15 protein-coding genes are annotated in these 14,868 nt (G+C 69.5%); 11 read left to right on the top strand and 4 right to left on the bottom strand.

The features are described 5' to 3' along the window. Positions 1–41: 41 nt before the first annotated feature. Positions 42–3,293 (bottom strand): Rne/Rng family ribonuclease, encoded by a 3,252-nt coding sequence (locus KV106_RS07815; RefSeq protein ID WP_261208733.1) that lies wholly within the window; start codon positions 3,291–3,293, stop codon positions 42–44. A 559-nt stretch (positions 3,294–3,852) separates the two neighbouring features. On the opposite strand from KV106_RS07815, the gene KV106_RS07810 reads away from it, so the two are divergent. From KV106_RS07810 to KV106_RS07795, 4 genes are read left to right on the top strand one after another with little or no spacing between them, the layout of a single operon-like run. Then, entirely contained in the window at positions 3,853–4,914 is a 1,062-nt protein-coding gene (locus KV106_RS07810) for an RluA family pseudouridine synthase (protein WP_057592307.1), read from the top strand. Next, entirely contained in the window at positions 4,911–5,591 is a 681-nt protein-coding gene (locus tag KV106_RS07805) for an HAD family hydrolase (protein WP_057592306.1), read from the top strand. The genes KV106_RS07810 and KV106_RS07805 overlap by 4 nt, the downstream gene beginning before the upstream one ends. 17 nt (positions 5,592–5,608) lie before the next feature. Continuing rightward, on the top strand, positions 5,609–5,977 hold the full coding sequence (locus KV106_RS07800) for a Rieske (2Fe-2S) protein (protein ID WP_057592305.1): 369 nt from the start codon (positions 5,609–5,611) through the stop codon (positions 5,975–5,977). 42 nt (positions 5,978–6,019) lie between these two features. Next, the gene (locus KV106_RS07795) at positions 6,020–7,063 is read left to right on the top strand and encodes a S49 family peptidase (protein ID WP_057592304.1); all 1,044 of its coding nucleotides are present in this window, start codon (positions 6,020–6,022) and stop codon (positions 7,061–7,063) included. Between the two features lie 13 nt (positions 7,064–7,076). On the opposite strand, the gene KV106_RS07790 is transcribed toward KV106_RS07795, so the two are convergent. From KV106_RS07790 to KV106_RS07780, 3 genes are read right to left on the bottom strand one after another with little or no spacing between them, the layout of a single operon-like run. Continuing rightward, positions 7,077–8,231: an MFS transporter gene (locus KV106_RS07790; RefSeq protein ID WP_057592303.1), complete on the bottom strand. Its 1,155-nt coding sequence runs from the start codon at positions 8,229–8,231 to the stop codon at positions 7,077–7,079. Between the two features lie 2 nt (positions 8,232–8,233). Further along, positions 8,234–8,998, bottom strand: a complete 765-nt coding sequence (locus tag KV106_RS07785) for an SAM-dependent methyltransferase (RefSeq protein ID WP_261208728.1) — start codon at positions 8,996–8,998, stop codon at positions 8,234–8,236. Next, positions 8,995–9,576, bottom strand: a complete 582-nt coding sequence (locus KV106_RS07780; RefSeq protein WP_261208726.1) for a Maf family protein — start codon at positions 9,574–9,576, stop codon at positions 8,995–8,997. Before KV106_RS07780 ends, KV106_RS07785 begins: the two co-directional genes overlap by 4 nt. An 81-nt stretch (positions 9,577–9,657) precedes the next feature. Here KV106_RS07780 and KV106_RS07775 point away from each other — a divergent pair, with 81 nt between their 5' ends. The 7 genes from KV106_RS07775 to acpP all read left to right on the top strand — a co-directional run bounded on the left by KV106_RS07775 (position 9,658) and on the right by acpP (position 14,839). Then, positions 9,658–10,215: a YceD family protein gene (locus tag KV106_RS07775; RefSeq protein ID WP_261208723.1), complete on the top strand. Its 558-nt coding sequence runs from the start codon at positions 9,658–9,660 to the stop codon at positions 10,213–10,215. A 168-nt stretch (positions 10,216–10,383) separates the two neighbouring features. Then, complete coding sequence (rpmF, locus tag KV106_RS07770; protein WP_057592299.1) at positions 10,384–10,566, top strand: 50S ribosomal protein L32; 183 nt, start codon at positions 10,384–10,386, stop codon at positions 10,564–10,566. A 61-nt stretch (positions 10,567–10,627) separates the two neighbouring features. After that, positions 10,628–11,716, top strand: a complete 1,089-nt coding sequence (gene plsX, locus KV106_RS07765; RefSeq protein ID WP_082321870.1) for a phosphate acyltransferase PlsX — start codon at positions 10,628–10,630, stop codon at positions 11,714–11,716. 12 nt (positions 11,717–11,728) lie between these two features. Beyond that, on the top strand, positions 11,729–12,706 hold the full coding sequence (locus KV106_RS07760) for a beta-ketoacyl-ACP synthase III (RefSeq protein ID WP_057592297.1): 978 nt from the start codon (positions 11,729–11,731) through the stop codon (positions 12,704–12,706). Positions 12,707–12,768: 62 nt separating this feature from the next. Further along, complete coding sequence (gene fabD / locus KV106_RS07755; protein ID WP_057592296.1) at positions 12,769–13,722, top strand: ACP S-malonyltransferase; 954 nt, start codon at positions 12,769–12,771, stop codon at positions 13,720–13,722. 32 nt (positions 13,723–13,754) lie between these two features. After that, positions 13,755–14,498, top strand: coding sequence for a 3-oxoacyl-ACP reductase FabG (gene fabG, locus KV106_RS07750; RefSeq protein ID WP_057592295.1), 744 nt, complete (start codon positions 13,755–13,757; stop codon positions 14,496–14,498). A 101-nt stretch (positions 14,499–14,599) separates the two neighbouring features. After that, positions 14,600–14,839 (top strand): acyl carrier protein, encoded by a 240-nt coding sequence (acpP, locus tag KV106_RS07745; RefSeq protein WP_007830471.1) that lies wholly within the window; start codon positions 14,600–14,602, stop codon positions 14,837–14,839. Positions 14,840–14,868 lie beyond the last annotated feature (29 nt).

The following is a 14,868-nucleotide window of genomic DNA, read 5'->3' as shown; positions in this document are numbered from 1 at the left end:
GGCGCCCGAGGGCGCCGTCTTCATCGCAGTCGAGCGGATGCTCAGAGCGTGCGCTGCTCCGGCTGCGCTTCGCCAGCGGGCTGCTCGAACGGCAACGTCATCGCGGCCAGTTCGCGGCGGGTTTCGACCAGCACCAGCGGGCCTTCGTCGAGCACGATCACCGGCGGGCGCTCGCGCGGCACATGGACCGGCTTCGGCTCGGCGGCGATCGCGGCGCGCGCCTGCGCGATGCGTTCGGCGTCGGAGTTGACCCACTGCAGGCCCGAGCTCTGAGCGATCTGCGCGAGCTCGTCGAGCGGCAGTTCGAAGGACTGGACCTTCGGCAGCGCGCGGCCGTTGGCGGCCGGCTGCGGAGCGCTCGCGCGTTCGACCACGATCGGTGCCGCGGGCGCCGCGGGTTGCTGCGGCTGCTCGAAGCGCGCTTGGGGTGCGGGCTCGCGCACCTGCGGCGCGGCGACCGGGGCTTCGGCGACGACCGCGACGCTGTCGGCGGCCTGGGCCACCGCTTGCTCCGCGAACGGCTGCGGCTGGCGCGCGACGGGCGCGTCCTGCAGGTTCTGCGCCTCGGCGGGCGCGCCGTCGAAGGCGGCCACGGGTTGCTGCGCTTCGCCTTCTTCGCGCGGGGCGCGTTCGCGGCGGTCACGACCGTAGCGGTCGCGCGAACGGCCGCGGCGCTCCTCGCCATCGCGGCGCGGTGCCTGCTCGGCGCCGTCCTGCGGTGCGGCTTCGCGGCCGGCTTCGGCGTCGGCCGATGCGGTGGTGGCGGCTTCGCCTTCCTCGTTGAAGCGGGGCTGGCCGTCGTTGCGGCGCTCGCGGCGGCCGTCGTTGCGTTCGCCACGCGGGCCACGCTCTTCGCGGCCGTTGCGCGGCGCGCGCTCGGTGCGTTCGCCTTGCGCGGCGTTGCCGTCTTCGCCGGCGGCTGCTTCGCTGCGCGGCGCTTCGCCGTTCAGGTTGCGCTCGCCGCGGTCGCTGTTGCGTTCACCACGTTCACCACGCTCGCCGCCACGTTCACCCCGTTCGCGACGGGCGCGCGGTGCGCGTTCGCCGCCAGCCGTGCCTTCCTCGCCCGGCACCGCGTTCGGTGCGAGCTGCTGGGCTTCGAGGCTGACGCCTTCGAGCGCTTCGGCCGGCACGTTGCGACCTTCGCCCTCGCGGCGTTCGCCGCGACCGCGGCGCTGATCGCCCTCGCGCGGCGGACGGCCTTCGCGGTTGTTCTCGCGCGGCTGGCCATCGGCGCGCAGCTCGGCGCTGCGGTTGTCGCGGCCTTCGCGACCTTCACGGCCCTCGCGACCGCCTTCGCGGCGCTCGCCATTGCGGCCGCTGCCACGGCGTTCGCCGTCGCGGTTGCCCGAACGGGCACCGTTCTCGCCACGGCCTTCGGCATTGCGGCCTTCGCCGCCGCGGCCGCCACGGCGCTGTTCGCCGTCGCGTGCGCCGCGCGCTTCGCCATCGCGGCCCGGACGGCCGTCACGGCCTTCGCGGCGTGCGGGCTTCGGCGGCTCGACCGGAATGGCCGAGGGCGCGGGTGCCGGCGCGGCCGCCGGCGTGCCGCCGCCGAACCAGCTCTTGATGCGGGCGAAGAAGCCCAGCTCGGCCGGCGCGGGCGCCACCGCCACGGGCGGTGCGACCGGCGCGGGTGCGGCGACGGGCGCGCGCACCGGCTCGGGCTTGACCGGCACCACGGGTGCCGGCGCGTCGGGCAGCACGCCCTTGATGACCGGCGTCTGCTTGTTGGTGGGTTCCTGCGAACGGCGCGTGACCGAGGTCGGATCCTCGATCTCGTCGGCCATCTTGTAGCTGGCCTCGATGTGGTCGAGGCGCGGGTCGTCGTGCTTCAGGCGTTCGAGCTTGTAGTTGGGCGTCTCGAGCGTCTTGTTCGGCACCATCAGCACGCTCACGCGCTGCTTGAGCTCGATCTTGGCGATCTCGGTGCGCTTCTCGTTGAGCAGGAAGGACGCGACTTCCACCGGCACCTGCACGTGCACGGCGGCGGTGTTGTCCTTCATCGACTCTTCCTGAATGATGCGCAGGATCTGCAGCGCGCTCGATTCGGTGTCGCGGATGTGGCCCGAGCCGCCGCAGCGGGGGCAGGGGATCGACGAGCCTTCGCTCAGCGCCGGCTTCAGGCGCTGGCGGCTCATCTCCATCAGGCCGAACTTGCTGATCGAGCCGAACTGCACGCGCGCGCGGTCCTGGCGCAGCGCGTCGCGCAGGCGGCTTTCGACCTCGCGGCGGTTCTTCGACTCGTCCATGTCGATGAAGTCGATGACGATCAGGCCGCCGAGGTCGCGCAGGCGCATCTGGCGCGCCACTTCGTCGGCGGCTTCGAGGTTGGTGCGGGTCGCGGTTTCCTCGATATCGCCGCCCTTGATGGCGCGGGCCGAGTTCACGTCGACCGAGACCAGTGCCTCGGTGTGGTCGATCACGATGGCGCCACCCGAGGGCAGCTGCACGGTGCGGGCGTAGGCCGATTCGATCTGGTGCTCGATCTGGAAGCGGCTGAACAGCGCGGCATCGTCGCGGTAGCGCTTCACGCGGGCGGCATGCTCGGGCATGACGTGCGCCATGAACTGCTGCGCCTGGTCGTAGATGTCGTCGGTGTCGATCAGGATGTCGCCGATGTCGTGATTGAAGTAGTCACGGATCGCGCGGATCACGAGCGAGGATTCCTGGTAGATCAGGAAGGCGCCCTTGCCGCCCTTGGCCGCGCCGTCGATGGCGCTCCAGAGCTTGAGCAGGTAGTTCAGGTCCCACTGGAGTTCGGGCGCCGAGCGGCCGATGCCGGCGGTGCGCGCGATGATGCTCATGCCCTTGGGGTACTCGAGCTGGTCCATCGCCTCCTTGAGCTCGGCGCGGTCGTCGCCCTCGATGCGGCGCGAGACGCCACCGCCGCGCGGGTTGTTCGGCATCAGCACGACGTAGCGGCCGGCCAGCGAGATGAAGGTGGTGAGGGCCGCGCCCTTGTTGCCGCGCTCTTCCTTCTCGACCTGGACGACCAGTTCCTGGCCTTCCTTGATGACGTCCTGGATCCGGGCCTGGCTGGCCGAGACGCCTTCGGCGAAGTATTGCTTGGAGATTTCCTTGAACGGCAGGAAGCCGTGGCGGTCCTCGCCGTAGTCGACGAAACAGGCTTCGAGGCTGGGCTCGACGCGTGTCACGACGCCCTTGTAGATGTTGCCCTTGCGCTGTTCGCGTCCCTCGATCTCGATTTCGTAGTCGAGGAGCTTCTGCCCGTCGACGATGGCCAGGCGGCGTTCTTCGGCCTGCGTGGCATTGATCAGCATCCGCTTCATGATGCGTTGTCCTTATATGTATCGTTCTACCGGCCCTGGAGGGCCAACGATGCACGGACGACGCCCGCGAAACTTGGGGAATTGCCGCTTGGCTCCGGATGCTGGGTGCCGCGGCGCGCGAGCGCGAGCGGCCGTCTCGAGCGTCAGCTCGGTGACGACAGCCGGAGTGGGGGCGCGTGGATGGGGGCGAGCCCTTCGTGGTGCTGAGAAGCTGTCTGTTCGACAACTCGTTGCGCAAGGGTGGCGCGCGGTTCTGGCGATTCGATGCCCGAGGCCGCTGGTCGGGACCAGGTCAGCCAGCGCAGGCACATTTGAATCAGCAGCATCAGCACAAAGGGACTCGCTTCGATCCGCCGGCAGCTGAAGGCTGCAGGCTGGTATTCCGTATCGGTGTTTCGTGGGTGTCGGCTTGACTTGGGCGTCTGGCCTGCCACTTTGCGCAGTTGCGCGGGGTTTGCAGGCTCGTCGCCAAAGCGGCATCGACCTCGCAGCGCCGCCGGGGTGTTTGACAGCAGTGCTCTAAACTTCTGTCTAATCAAGCACTTACACGACCGCGCTGGTGAAAAACATTATAGGTGCGAAGCAAGCCCCCGCGGCTAAGGAGTTTGCCGGACAGCCGGCGGCCATCCGCTTGCTCACGATCGACGCCGAGTCGGCCGGGCAGCGCCTCGACAACTTCCTCTTCCGCCATCTGAAAGGCGTGCCGAAGACCCACGTCTACCGGATCATCCGGTCGGGCGAGGTGCGCATCAACAAGGGGCGGGTGCAGGCCGAGACCCGCGTCGAGGCAGGCGACGTGGTGCGGCTGCCGCCGATCCGCGTGGCCGAGCGCGCCGAGGAGGCCGCGAGCGCGGCGCCGGCGCGCGAATTCCCGCTGCTGCTCGAGGACGAGGCCGTGCTGGCCGTCGACAAGCCCGCCGGCGTGGCGGTGCATGGCGGCAGCGGCGTGAGCTTCGGCGTGATCGAGCAGCTGCGCACCGCGCGCCCGGGCGCGAAGTTCCTCGAGCTGGTACACCGGCTCGACCGCGAGACCTCGGGCATCCTGCTGGTCGCCAAGAAGCGCAGCGCGCTGGTGGCGCTGCAGGAGCAGTTCCGCGAGCGCGAGACCGGCAAGACCTACCTGGCGCTGGTCGAGGGTGCCTGGCCCGCCAACAGGAAGGTGCTCGACGCGCCGCTCGCCAAGTACCTGCTGCCCGATGGCGGCACCGGCGCCGGCGAGCGCCGCGTGCGCGTGGTGGCCAAGGACCATCCCGACGCGATGCGCGCCGTGACGCTGGTGCGAGCGCTGGCCACGCTGTCGCTGCCCGGCGATGCCACGCCGATGTCATTGCTCGCCGTCACCATCAAGACCGGCCGCACGCACCAGATCCGCGTCCACCTGGCGTCGGCCGGCCATCCGATCGCCGGCGACGACAAGTACGGCGAATCCGAGCGCCGGCGCGCGCTGCAGAAGCTGGGCCTCAAGCGCATGTTCCTCCACGCCTGGCGACTGCAGTTCAACCATCCCGCCACCGGCGAACGCGTCGCACTGCAGGCCGAGTTGCCGCCCGAGCTGCGCTCGCTGATGCCGCCCGCCGCGCTCGACGCGATGGCGCTCCACCCCACGCCCACGACCCCATGACCGAACCTCTCGCCAACGACCGTCCCCCGCGCTTCGACCTGATCGCCTTCGATTGGGACGGCACCCTCTACGACTCCACGCGCCTGATCGTGCGCTGCATCCAGGCCGCCGTGGTCGACGTCGGTGGCGCCAAGCCCAGCGAGGACGACGCCGCCTGGGTCATCGGCCTCGGGCTGGCCGAGGCGCTGGCGCGCGCCGCGCCCGACGTGCCCAAGGAGAAGTACCCCGAGCTCGGCGCCCGCTACCGCTATCACTACCTGCAGCACCAGGACGACATCGTGCTGTTCGACGGCGTGCTGCCGATGCTCGATGCGCTGCGCGCGCGCGGCCACAAGCTGGCCGTGGCCACGGGCAAGTCGCGCCGCGGCCTCAACGAGGCACTGAAGACGGTGGCGCTGCGCGACCGCTTCGACGCCTCGCGCACCGCCGACGAGACCTTCGGCAAGCCGCATCCGCGCATGCTGCTCGAGCTGATGGAGGAACTGGAGGTGCCCGCCGAGCGCACGCTGATGATCGGCGACACCACCCACGACCTGCAGCTGGCGGTGAACGCGGGCTGCGCCGGCGTGGGCGTGAGCTACGGCGCGCACGAGCCCGACAGCTTCGCCGAGTTCAAGCCGCTGCACATCGCGCATTCGATCGCCGACCTGCGGGACTGGCTGCTGCGCAACGCCTGAATCGGGACAATGGGGTCATGAGCGACGACAGCATTCCACTGTGCAGTTCGGCCGACCTGGCCGAGGGCGGCCGGGCCGTGTCCTTCGACGTGGTCTACGGCGGCGAAACCTGCCGCGCCTTCGCGGTGCGCTTCGAGGGCCAGCCGCATGCCTACCTCAACCGCTGCAGCCATGTGGCGATGGAGATGGATTTCCAGCCCGACCGCTTCTTCGACGACACCGGCCAGTGGCTGCTGTGCGCCACCCACGGCGCCGTGTACCGGCCCGACACCGGCGAATGCGCGGGCGGCCCGTGCCGCGGCGGCCTGGTGAAGATCGCGCTGAGCGAACGCGACGGCGTGGTGCACTGGCATACTGCCTGGAACCTCCAACCCTTCAATTTCTAGCATGCGCCGCGCTTCGCGACTGCCTGTTCGCCCGCCGCTCCCATGAACGACCAGAACCGCACCGATCCCCAGGGTTTCGAGCCTTTCGAGCCGAGCCCGCCCTCGCTTTCGTCCTCGACCGACCCCCAACGCACCATGTCCAAAGATCCCACTCAGCGCGCCGGCTGGGAACGCGCCACGCTCGAGAAGCTGGCCTTCGCGGCCCTCAACGAGCAGAAGGCCACGCGGCGCTGGAAGACCTTCACGCGGCTGGCCTGGCTGGCCTTCTTCATCTTCCTGGCCTGGTTCGCGCTGTCGCGCGGCACGCCGAGCACCGCCAAGACCACGGCCCACACCGCGGTGGTCGAGATCAAGGGCGAGATCGCCAACGGCGGCGATGCCAGCGCCGAGTTCGTCGTGGCGGCCATGAAGTCCGCCTTCGAGGACGACGGTGCCAAGGGCGTGGTGCTGCTGATCAACTCCCCGGGCGGCAGCCCGGTGCAGGCCGGCATCATCAACGACGAGATCAAGCGCCTGAAGGCCAAGTACAAGAAGCCGGTCTACGCCGTGGTCGAGGAAACCTGCGCCTCGGCGGCCTACTACATCGCCGCCGGCGCCGACAAGATCTACGTCGACAAGGCCAGCATCGTGGGCAGCATCGGCGTGCTGATGGACGGCTTCGGCTTCACCGGCGCGATGGAGAAGGTCGGCGTCGAGCGCCGCCTGCTGACCTCGGGCGAGAACAAGGGCTTCCTCGACCCCTTCAGCCCGCTGAACGACGCCCAGCGCGAGCACGCGCAGAAGATGCTCGACCAGATCCACGAGCAGTTCATCGGCGTGGTGAAGGCCGGCCGCGGCGATCGCCTCAAGCTCGACACCCCGGGCCTGTTCAGCGGCCTGTTCTGGAGTGGCGAACAGGCCGTGAGCTACGGCCTGGCCGACCAGCTCGGCAACGTCGACTACGTGGCGCGCGAGGTGATCAAGGCCGAGGAGGTCATCGACTACACCCGCCGCGACAACGTGGCCGAGAAGCTGGCCAAGAAGTTCGGCGCCGCCATGGGCGACGCCACGATCCGTTCGCTGAAGTCGGTGCCGGCGCTGCGCTGAAGCCTGCGCGGCCTCAGCGGGCCGGCTGGTCGGCCGCGGCGTAGCGCGCCGAGGCCGCCAGCGCGATCGCGAACACCACCACCACGTAGAGCGCCGCCGTCAGCGAGGTGGCGCGCGCGATCAGCCCGATGACCGCCGGGCCCGCCATGAAGCCCAGGTAGGCGATCGCCGAGACGGCCGCGATGCCGCGCGCCGGCTCCACGCCCGGCACCTTGGCCGAGGCCGCGAACAGGATCGGCACCACGTTCGCGAAGCCGATGCCCACGCCCGCGAAACCCACCAGCGCGAGCCAGGGCCAGTCGGTGAGCAGCGCGAGCGTCATCGCCGCCGCTGCCAGCAGGCCGCTGCCGCGCAGCAGCACCGCGGGCGCGAAACGCGCGCGCAGCGCGTCGCCGCCGAAACGCGCCGCCGCCATGGCGGCCGAGAAGCTCGCATAGGCGAGGGCGGCCTGCTTCTGCGGGCTGCCCAACTCCTGCTGCAGGTAGAGCACGCTCCAGTCGTAGATCGCGCCTTCGGCGATCAGCCCCAGTGCCGCGAGCACGCCCAGCACCGCGAGTGCGCCGCGCGGCAGGCGGAAGCCGTGATCGGCCTCGGCCGCTCCGGGCGTCGCGGGCGGTTTCGGCAGCATGCGCGTGGCCGAGAGCGCGACCAGCGCCACCATCGCGGCAGACACCAGCAGCAGATGGTTCTGCGGAGCCAGCCCGGCCGCGAGCGCCGCGCTGCCGCTGGCCGCGCCGGCCATGCCGCCGAGGCTGAACATGCCGTGCATGCCGCTCATCAGCGGCTTGCCGTCGCGCAGCTCGAGCTGCGCGGCCTCGGTGTTGATCGCCACGTCGAACACGCTGGTGACCAGGCCGAACACCGCGAGCAGGCCCAGCAGGGCGGCGTAGCCCGGCATCGCGACCAAGCCGCAGAGCAGCAGCGCGTAGACACAGCCGCACAGCGCGGCCATGCGGCGCGGCCCGTGGCGGCCGATCCAGCGGCCGGCGCTGGTCAGGCCGTACATCGCGCCGGCGCCGGCCGCGAGCATCGCGAGGCCGAGCTGGGCCTCGTCGATGCCGTAGTGCCCCTTGACCGTGGGCACGTGCACGCCCCAGGTCGCGAAGATGAAGCCCGAGGCGAAGAATTGCGCGCGCGAGGCCCAGCGCGTGGCGGCGGTCACGGCCATCGTCAGCGCCCGATCGCGAACACGGCGGGCAGGCGTTCGTCGACGCCGGCCGGCGGCTTGTTGGCGCGCCAGCCCTTGATGGTTTCGCTGCGCAGGTTCGCCTCGGCCAGCGTGAGCCCGCGCGCCACCGCCAGCCGCGTGTTGTGCTGCAGCGTCTGCACCAGGGCCTGCAGCAGCGCGGCGTTGCGATAGGGCGTCTCGATGAACAACTGGGTCTGCCCGGTCTTGAGGGCCAGCGCCTCGAGCTCGCGGATGCGGCGCTGGCGCTCGTCGGCGTCCTGCGGCAGGTAGCCGACGAAGGCGAAGTTCTGGCCGTTGAGGCCGCTGGCGGCCAGCGCCAGCAGCAGCGAGACCGGGCCGATCAGCGGCACCACCGAAATGCCCAGATCGTGCGCCGCGCGGGCCACCGACGAGCCCGGATCGGCCACGGCCGGCATGCCGGCTTCGCTGAGCAGGCCGATGTCGTGGCCCTCGAGCGCCGCGGCCAGCAGCGGGCGGGCGTCGAACTGGCCGGCGTGGTCGCCTTTCTTGTGCACCTCGCGCGGCAGTTCCTGGATCACCTGCGCCTGCAGCGGCGCCGCCAGCGGGGCCACGGCGTCGATGCGCTTGAGGTAGGCGCGCGCGGACTTGGCGTTCTCGCAGATCCAGTGCGTGATGCCGGCGGCGGTCTGCAGCGTGCCGAGCGGCAGCGCGTCCTGCAGCGGGGCCTGGGTGTCGCAGCCGAAATCGAGCGGCGCCGGCACGAGGTAGAGCTTGCCGCGGCTCACAGCAGGTCGATCCCGGCGGCGCGCAGCATGCGGGCGGTGCGGATCAGCGGCAGGCCCACCAGCGCGCTGGGATCGTCGCTGTCGATGGCCTCGAGCAACGCGATGCCCAGGCCTTCGCTCTTGGCGCTGCCCGCGCAGTCGTAGGGCTGCTCGGCCAGCAGGTACTGCTCGATCGCGGCGTCGCTGAGTTCGCGGAACACCACGCGCACGGGTGCCAGGTCGCGCTGGACGAAGCCGGTGGCCTGACAGACCACCGCCACTGCGGTCTGGAAGACCAGCGTCTGGCCGCGCATGCGCCGCAGCTGGGCGGTGGCGCGCGCATGGTCGCCGGGCTTGCCGAGCGATTCGCCGGCCAGGTCGGCCACCTGGTCGGAGCCGATCACCACGGCGTCGGGGAAGCGGGCGGCCACGGCGTTGGCCTTCTCGAGCGCGAGCCGCTGGGCCAGGGCCTGCGGGGCCTCGCCGGCCCGCGGCGTTTCGTCGACTTCGGGCGCATGCACCTCGAAGGGCAGGCGCAGGCGGGTGAGCAGCTCGCGGCGGTAGCGCGAGGTGGAGGCGAGGATCACGGTGCGTTGCATGCGGCGATTGTGAAGGAGGCGCCGCAACCCTTCGGGTCGGCCCGACGGGCAAGCCGGCGTCGGCGCGCTAGACTGGGGCGGATGAAGAGAGAATTTGCCCCCGGCCGGCTCGATGTCGCCGGCTTTGCCGCCGCGGCGGCCACCCTGTCCGCCGACGATCCGGTGCGCAACTACACCCGGCTGGTCGACGAGATGGCGGTCGAAGCCCCCGATGCCGCGGTGCACTGGGAGGCCGACGGCGAGCAGCGCGTCGGCGCGGACGGCCGCGAGGAGCCCTGGCTGCATCTGACGGCCGAGGCCACGATGCCGCTGGTCTGCCAGCGCTGCCTGTCGCCGGTCGACACGCCGGTGCAGGTCGACCGCTGGTTCCGCTTCGTGGCCGACGAGGAGACTGCGGCGGCCCAGGACGAGGACTCCGAGGAAGACCTGCTGGTCGCGAGCCGCGATTTCGACCTGCATGCGCTGATCGAGGACGAGCTGCTGATGGAGATTCCCGTCATGCCGGTGCACGAGGTGTGCCCCGCGCCGGTCCGGCTCTCGGCCGTCGACCCCGATTTCGAGTCGCCCGACAAGGAGCGCGAAAACCCCTTCGCCGTGCTCGGGGCGTTGCGTTCGCGCAAGCCCGGGCAGGGCGACTAGCCCTATCCGGGCAGTCTGGGCTATAATCATGGGCTTCGCGCGCGCCGCCGTACGCAGCAGTGCGGGTTTCGGTCAAGAACCTCGGAACCTGGGCATGTCCTTCATGCCGCCTCACTGCTTCAGCCTGAGCCCGCATCCTCTCACCCACCTTACCGTCCAGGAGCCATCATGGCCGTCCAGCAAAACAAGAAGTCGCCTTCCAAGCGCGGCATGCACCGTTCCCACAATGCCCTGGGCGTGCCCGGCATCGCCGTCGAGCCGACCACCGGCGAAACGCACCTGCGTCACCACATCAGCCCCAACGGTTTCTACCGTGGCCGTCAGGTGCTCAAGAACAAGTCCGAAGCCTGATTTCGCACTCCAAGGCCAAGGCCCGAAGCTACTTTTTTTGTAGCATCGGGCCTTTGTTTTGATGGCTACGCCTTCCTCTTCCCCGGCTTCCACTGCTGCGCCTTCGGCAATCACGCTCGCCGTCGATTGCATGGGGGGCGACCATGGCCCGCGCGTCACGCTCGCGGCCTGCCGTGCCTTTCTCGAGCGCCATCCCGAGGCCTCGTTGTTGCTGGTCGGCGCGCCCGCCGCGCTGGCCGGCTTTGCCGCGCATCCCCGCGCCCGGGTCGTTCCGGCCAGTGAGGTGGTCGGCATGGACGATCCGATCGAGATCGCGCTGCGCAAGAAGAAAGACTCGTCGATGCGGGTCGCGATCCAGCAGGTGAAGGACGGCGCGGCCCAGGCCGCGATTTCCGCCGGCAACACCGGCGCGCTGATGGCGATCGCGCGCTACCTGCTCAAGACGCTCGATGGCATCGACCGGCCCGCGATCGCGCCGCAGTTGCCCAACGCGAAGGGTGGCGCCACCACGGTGCTTGACCTTGGCGCCAACGTGGATTGCGATGCCGAGGACCTGCTTCAGTTCGCCGTGCTCGGCTCGGCGCTGGTGTCGGCGCTGACGGGCAACGAGTCGCCTTCCGTCGGCCTGCTCAATGTTGGCGAGGAAGCGATCAAGGGCAGCGAAACGATCAAGAAAGCCAGTCAATTGCTGCGTACAGCAGCCAACTCCAAGGATCTGAACTTCTACGGCAACGTGGAAGGCAACGACATCTTCAAGGGCACGACGGACATCGTGGTCTGCGATGGCTTTGTCGGCAACGTGGCGTTGAAGGCCAGCGAGGGTGTGGCCTCGATGATTGGCGAGTTCATTCGCGTCGAATTCTCACGGAGCATTTTCACGAAGATTGCTGCTATCGTTGCTTATCCGGTTCTAAAAGCGTTCAAAAGCAGGTTGGATCACCGTCGTTACAACGGTGCGGCGCTGTTGGGCCTGCGAGGGCTGGTTTTCAAGAGCCATGGTTCGGCCGACGAGACGGCTTTCGGCCATGCGCTGGATCGCGCTTATGATGCCGCTCGCAACAACCTGCTCGACCGCGTTCGGGCCCGCATCGCCCACGCCGCGCCTTTGCTCGCGCGGCAGGAATCGGCGGCGACGGCCGACGCGGTCTAGCTTCACGTTTTGATGAGCCCATATTCACGCATCACCGGCACCGGCAGCTACCTGCCGCCGCGCCGGGTGACCAACGACGATCTCGCCAAGGAACTGGCGGCGCGCGGCATCGAGACCTCCGACCAGTGGATCGTCGAGCGCACCGGCATCCATGCGCGCCATTTCGCGGCGCCCGACGTGGGCAGCAGCGACCTCGGCCTGCATGCCGCCCGCCATGCCCTCGAGGCAGCCGGGCGCAAGGCAACCGATGTCGACCTGATCATCGTCGCCACCTCGACCCCCGACATGGTGTTCCCCTCGTCGGCGGCCATCCTCCAGAACAAGCTCGGCATCGCCGGCTGCCCGGCTTTCGACGTGCAGGCCGTGTGCAGCGGTTTCGTCTATGCGCTGACCGTGGCCGACGCGATGATCCGCACCGGCAGCGCGCGCTGCGCGCTGGTGATCGGCGCCGAGGTGTTCTCGCGCATCCTCGATTTCAACGACCGCACCACCTGCGTGCTGTTCGGCGACGGCGCCGGCGCGGTGGTGCTGGAAGCCAGCGACGAGCCCGGCATCCTGGCGACCGACCTGCATGCCGACGGCAAGCACGTCGGCATTCTTTGTGTGCCCGGCCACGTGTCGGGCGGCAACGTGCTCGGCACGCCGCTGCTGCACATGGACGGCCAGGCGGTCTTCAAGCTCGCGGTGCGCGTGCTCGAGGAAGCCGCGCGCGCCACCCTGGCCAAGGCCGGCAAGACCGAGGCCGACATCGACTGGCTGATCCCGCACCAGGCCAACATCCGCATCATGGAAGGCACGGCCAAGAAGCTGAAGCTGCCGCGCGAGCGGCTGGTCGTCACGGTCAACGAGCACGGCAACACGTCCGCGGCCTCGATTCCGCTGGCGCTCGACGAAGCGGTGCGTTCCGGCAAGGTGAAGAAGGGCGAAACCCTCATGCTCGAAGGCGTGGGTGGCGGTTTCACCTGGGGCGCGGTGCTGCTGAATCTGTAGTTATTAGTGGGCGAGACAGCCGGTCCTGCCTTGGCGGGCCGCGCGACGTGACGCATACAACAATGAAATCCTTTGCTTTTGTCTTTCCGGGTCAGGGTTCGCAGGCGGTCGGCATGCTCGATGCCTGGGGCGATCACCCGGCCGTGGCCGAAACGCTGCGCGAAGCCTCCGAAGCGCTCGGCGAAGACATCGCCGCGCTGATCAAGACCGGCCCGAAGGAGGCGCTGGCGCTCACGACCAACACCCAGCCCGTGATGCTGGTGGCTGGTGTGGCCGCCTGGCGCGCCTGGCTGGCCGAAGGCGGCGCCACGCCGTCGGTGGTGGCCGGCCATTCGCTCGGCGAATATTCGGCGCTGGTGGCATCGGGCGTGCTGACGCTCGCGCAGGCAGCGCCGCTGGTGCGCTTCCGCGCCCAGGCGATGCAGCAGGCCGTGCCGGTCGGCACCGGCGCCATGGCTGCCATCCTCGGGATGGAAGCCGCCAAGGTCATCGCCAACTGCCAGGAAGTCACCGCCTCGTTCGGCGCCGGCAGCGCCGAAGTGGTGGAGGCCGTGAATTTCAACGACCCGATGCAGACCGTGATCGCGGGCAGCAAGGCGGCGGTCGAGAAGGCCTGCGAGACGCTCAAGGCCAACGGCGCCAAGCGTGCGCTGCCGCTGCCGGTGTCGGCCCCGTTCCATTCGAGCCTGATGAAGCCCGCGGCCGAGGCGCTGCGCGAGAAGCTGGCCTCGGTGACGCTGGCCGCGCCGCAGATTCCGGTGCTCAACAACATCGACGTGGCGGTCGAGACCGACGCCGACCGTATCCGCGACGCGCTGGTGCGCCAGGCCGCCGGCCCGGTTCGCTGGGTCGAAAGCGTGCAGGCCTTGAAACTGCGCGGTGTAGCCGCCATCATCGAGTGCGGTCCGGGCAAGGTGCTGGCCGGCATGGCCAAGCGCATCGCCCCCGAGCTCGAAGCCGCGTCGGTGTACGACCCGGCCACGCTCGCCGACGTTCGACAATCGCTCGCCGGCTGACCGGTGCCAGGCCCCAAGACCTTCTTCTTTTTATGAGCATTCCCAAATTCGAAGGGCAAGTCGCCCTGGTCACCGGCGCATCGCGCGGCATCGGCGCGGCCATCGCCCTGGAGCTCGCGCAGCGCGGCCTCAAGGTGGTCGGCACCGGCACCACGGAAGAGGGCGCGTCCAAGATCACCGCCATGCTCAGCGCCTACGACGGCCGCGGCCGTGCGCTGAACGTGAACGACGGCGCGGCCGTCGAGGCGCTGATCGACGAGATCGTGAAGGCCTACGGCGCGATCCACGTGCTGGTCAACAACGCCGGCATCACGCGCGACACGCTCGCGATGCGCATGAAGGACGACGACTGGGATGCGGTGCTCGACACCAACCTGAAGGCCGTCTTCGGCCTGTCGCGCGCCGTGATCCGCCCGATGATGAAGCAGCGCTACGGCCGCATCATCAGCATCACCAGCGTGGTCGGCGCCTCCGGCAATGCCGGCCAGGCCAACTACGCGGCCGCCAAGGCCGGCGTGGCCGGCATGACGCGCGCGCTGGCGCGCGAGCTCGGCAGCCGCAACATCACGGTCAACTGCGTCGCCCCCGGTTTCATCGAGACCGACATGACGGCCAGCCTGCCCGAAGCACAGCAGCAGGCGCTGCTGCAGCAAATCCCGCTGGGCCATCTGGGCAAGCCCGCCGACATCGCGCATGCGGTGGCGTACCTCGCATCTCCCCAGGCCGCCTACGTGACGGGGCAGGAACTGCACGTCAACGGCGGCATGCACATGTAGCCGCAAGGCGCCAAGCTTTTCGTCGTGCCGGGCCTGCGGGGAAGCTCGCAATCCGCCCGGCTAAAATCCACCGGTTACCTACAACCCTCAGAGGGAATCAAATGAGCGATATCGAAGCACGTGTCAAGAAAATCATCGCCGAGCAGCTCGGCGTGGAAGAGTCCCAAGTGACGAACGAAAAGGCTTTCGTGGCCGACCTCGGCGCTGACTCGCTCGACACGGTCGAACTCGTGATGGCACTCGAAGACGAATTCGGCATCGAGATCCCCGACGAAGACGCCGAGAAGATCACCACGGTGCAAAACGCCGTCGACTACGCCACCAAGAATCAAAAGGCCTGATCGGCCCCAACTGACGACACTGCGGCGGC

Source organism: Variovorax endophyticus, from assembly GCF_025376855.1.
Taxonomy (GTDB): domain Bacteria; phylum Pseudomonadota; class Gammaproteobacteria; order Burkholderiales; family Burkholderiaceae_C; genus Variovorax.
Note: the sequence above shows the minus strand (reverse complement) of the source record. Positions and strands in the feature narration are given on the sequence as shown.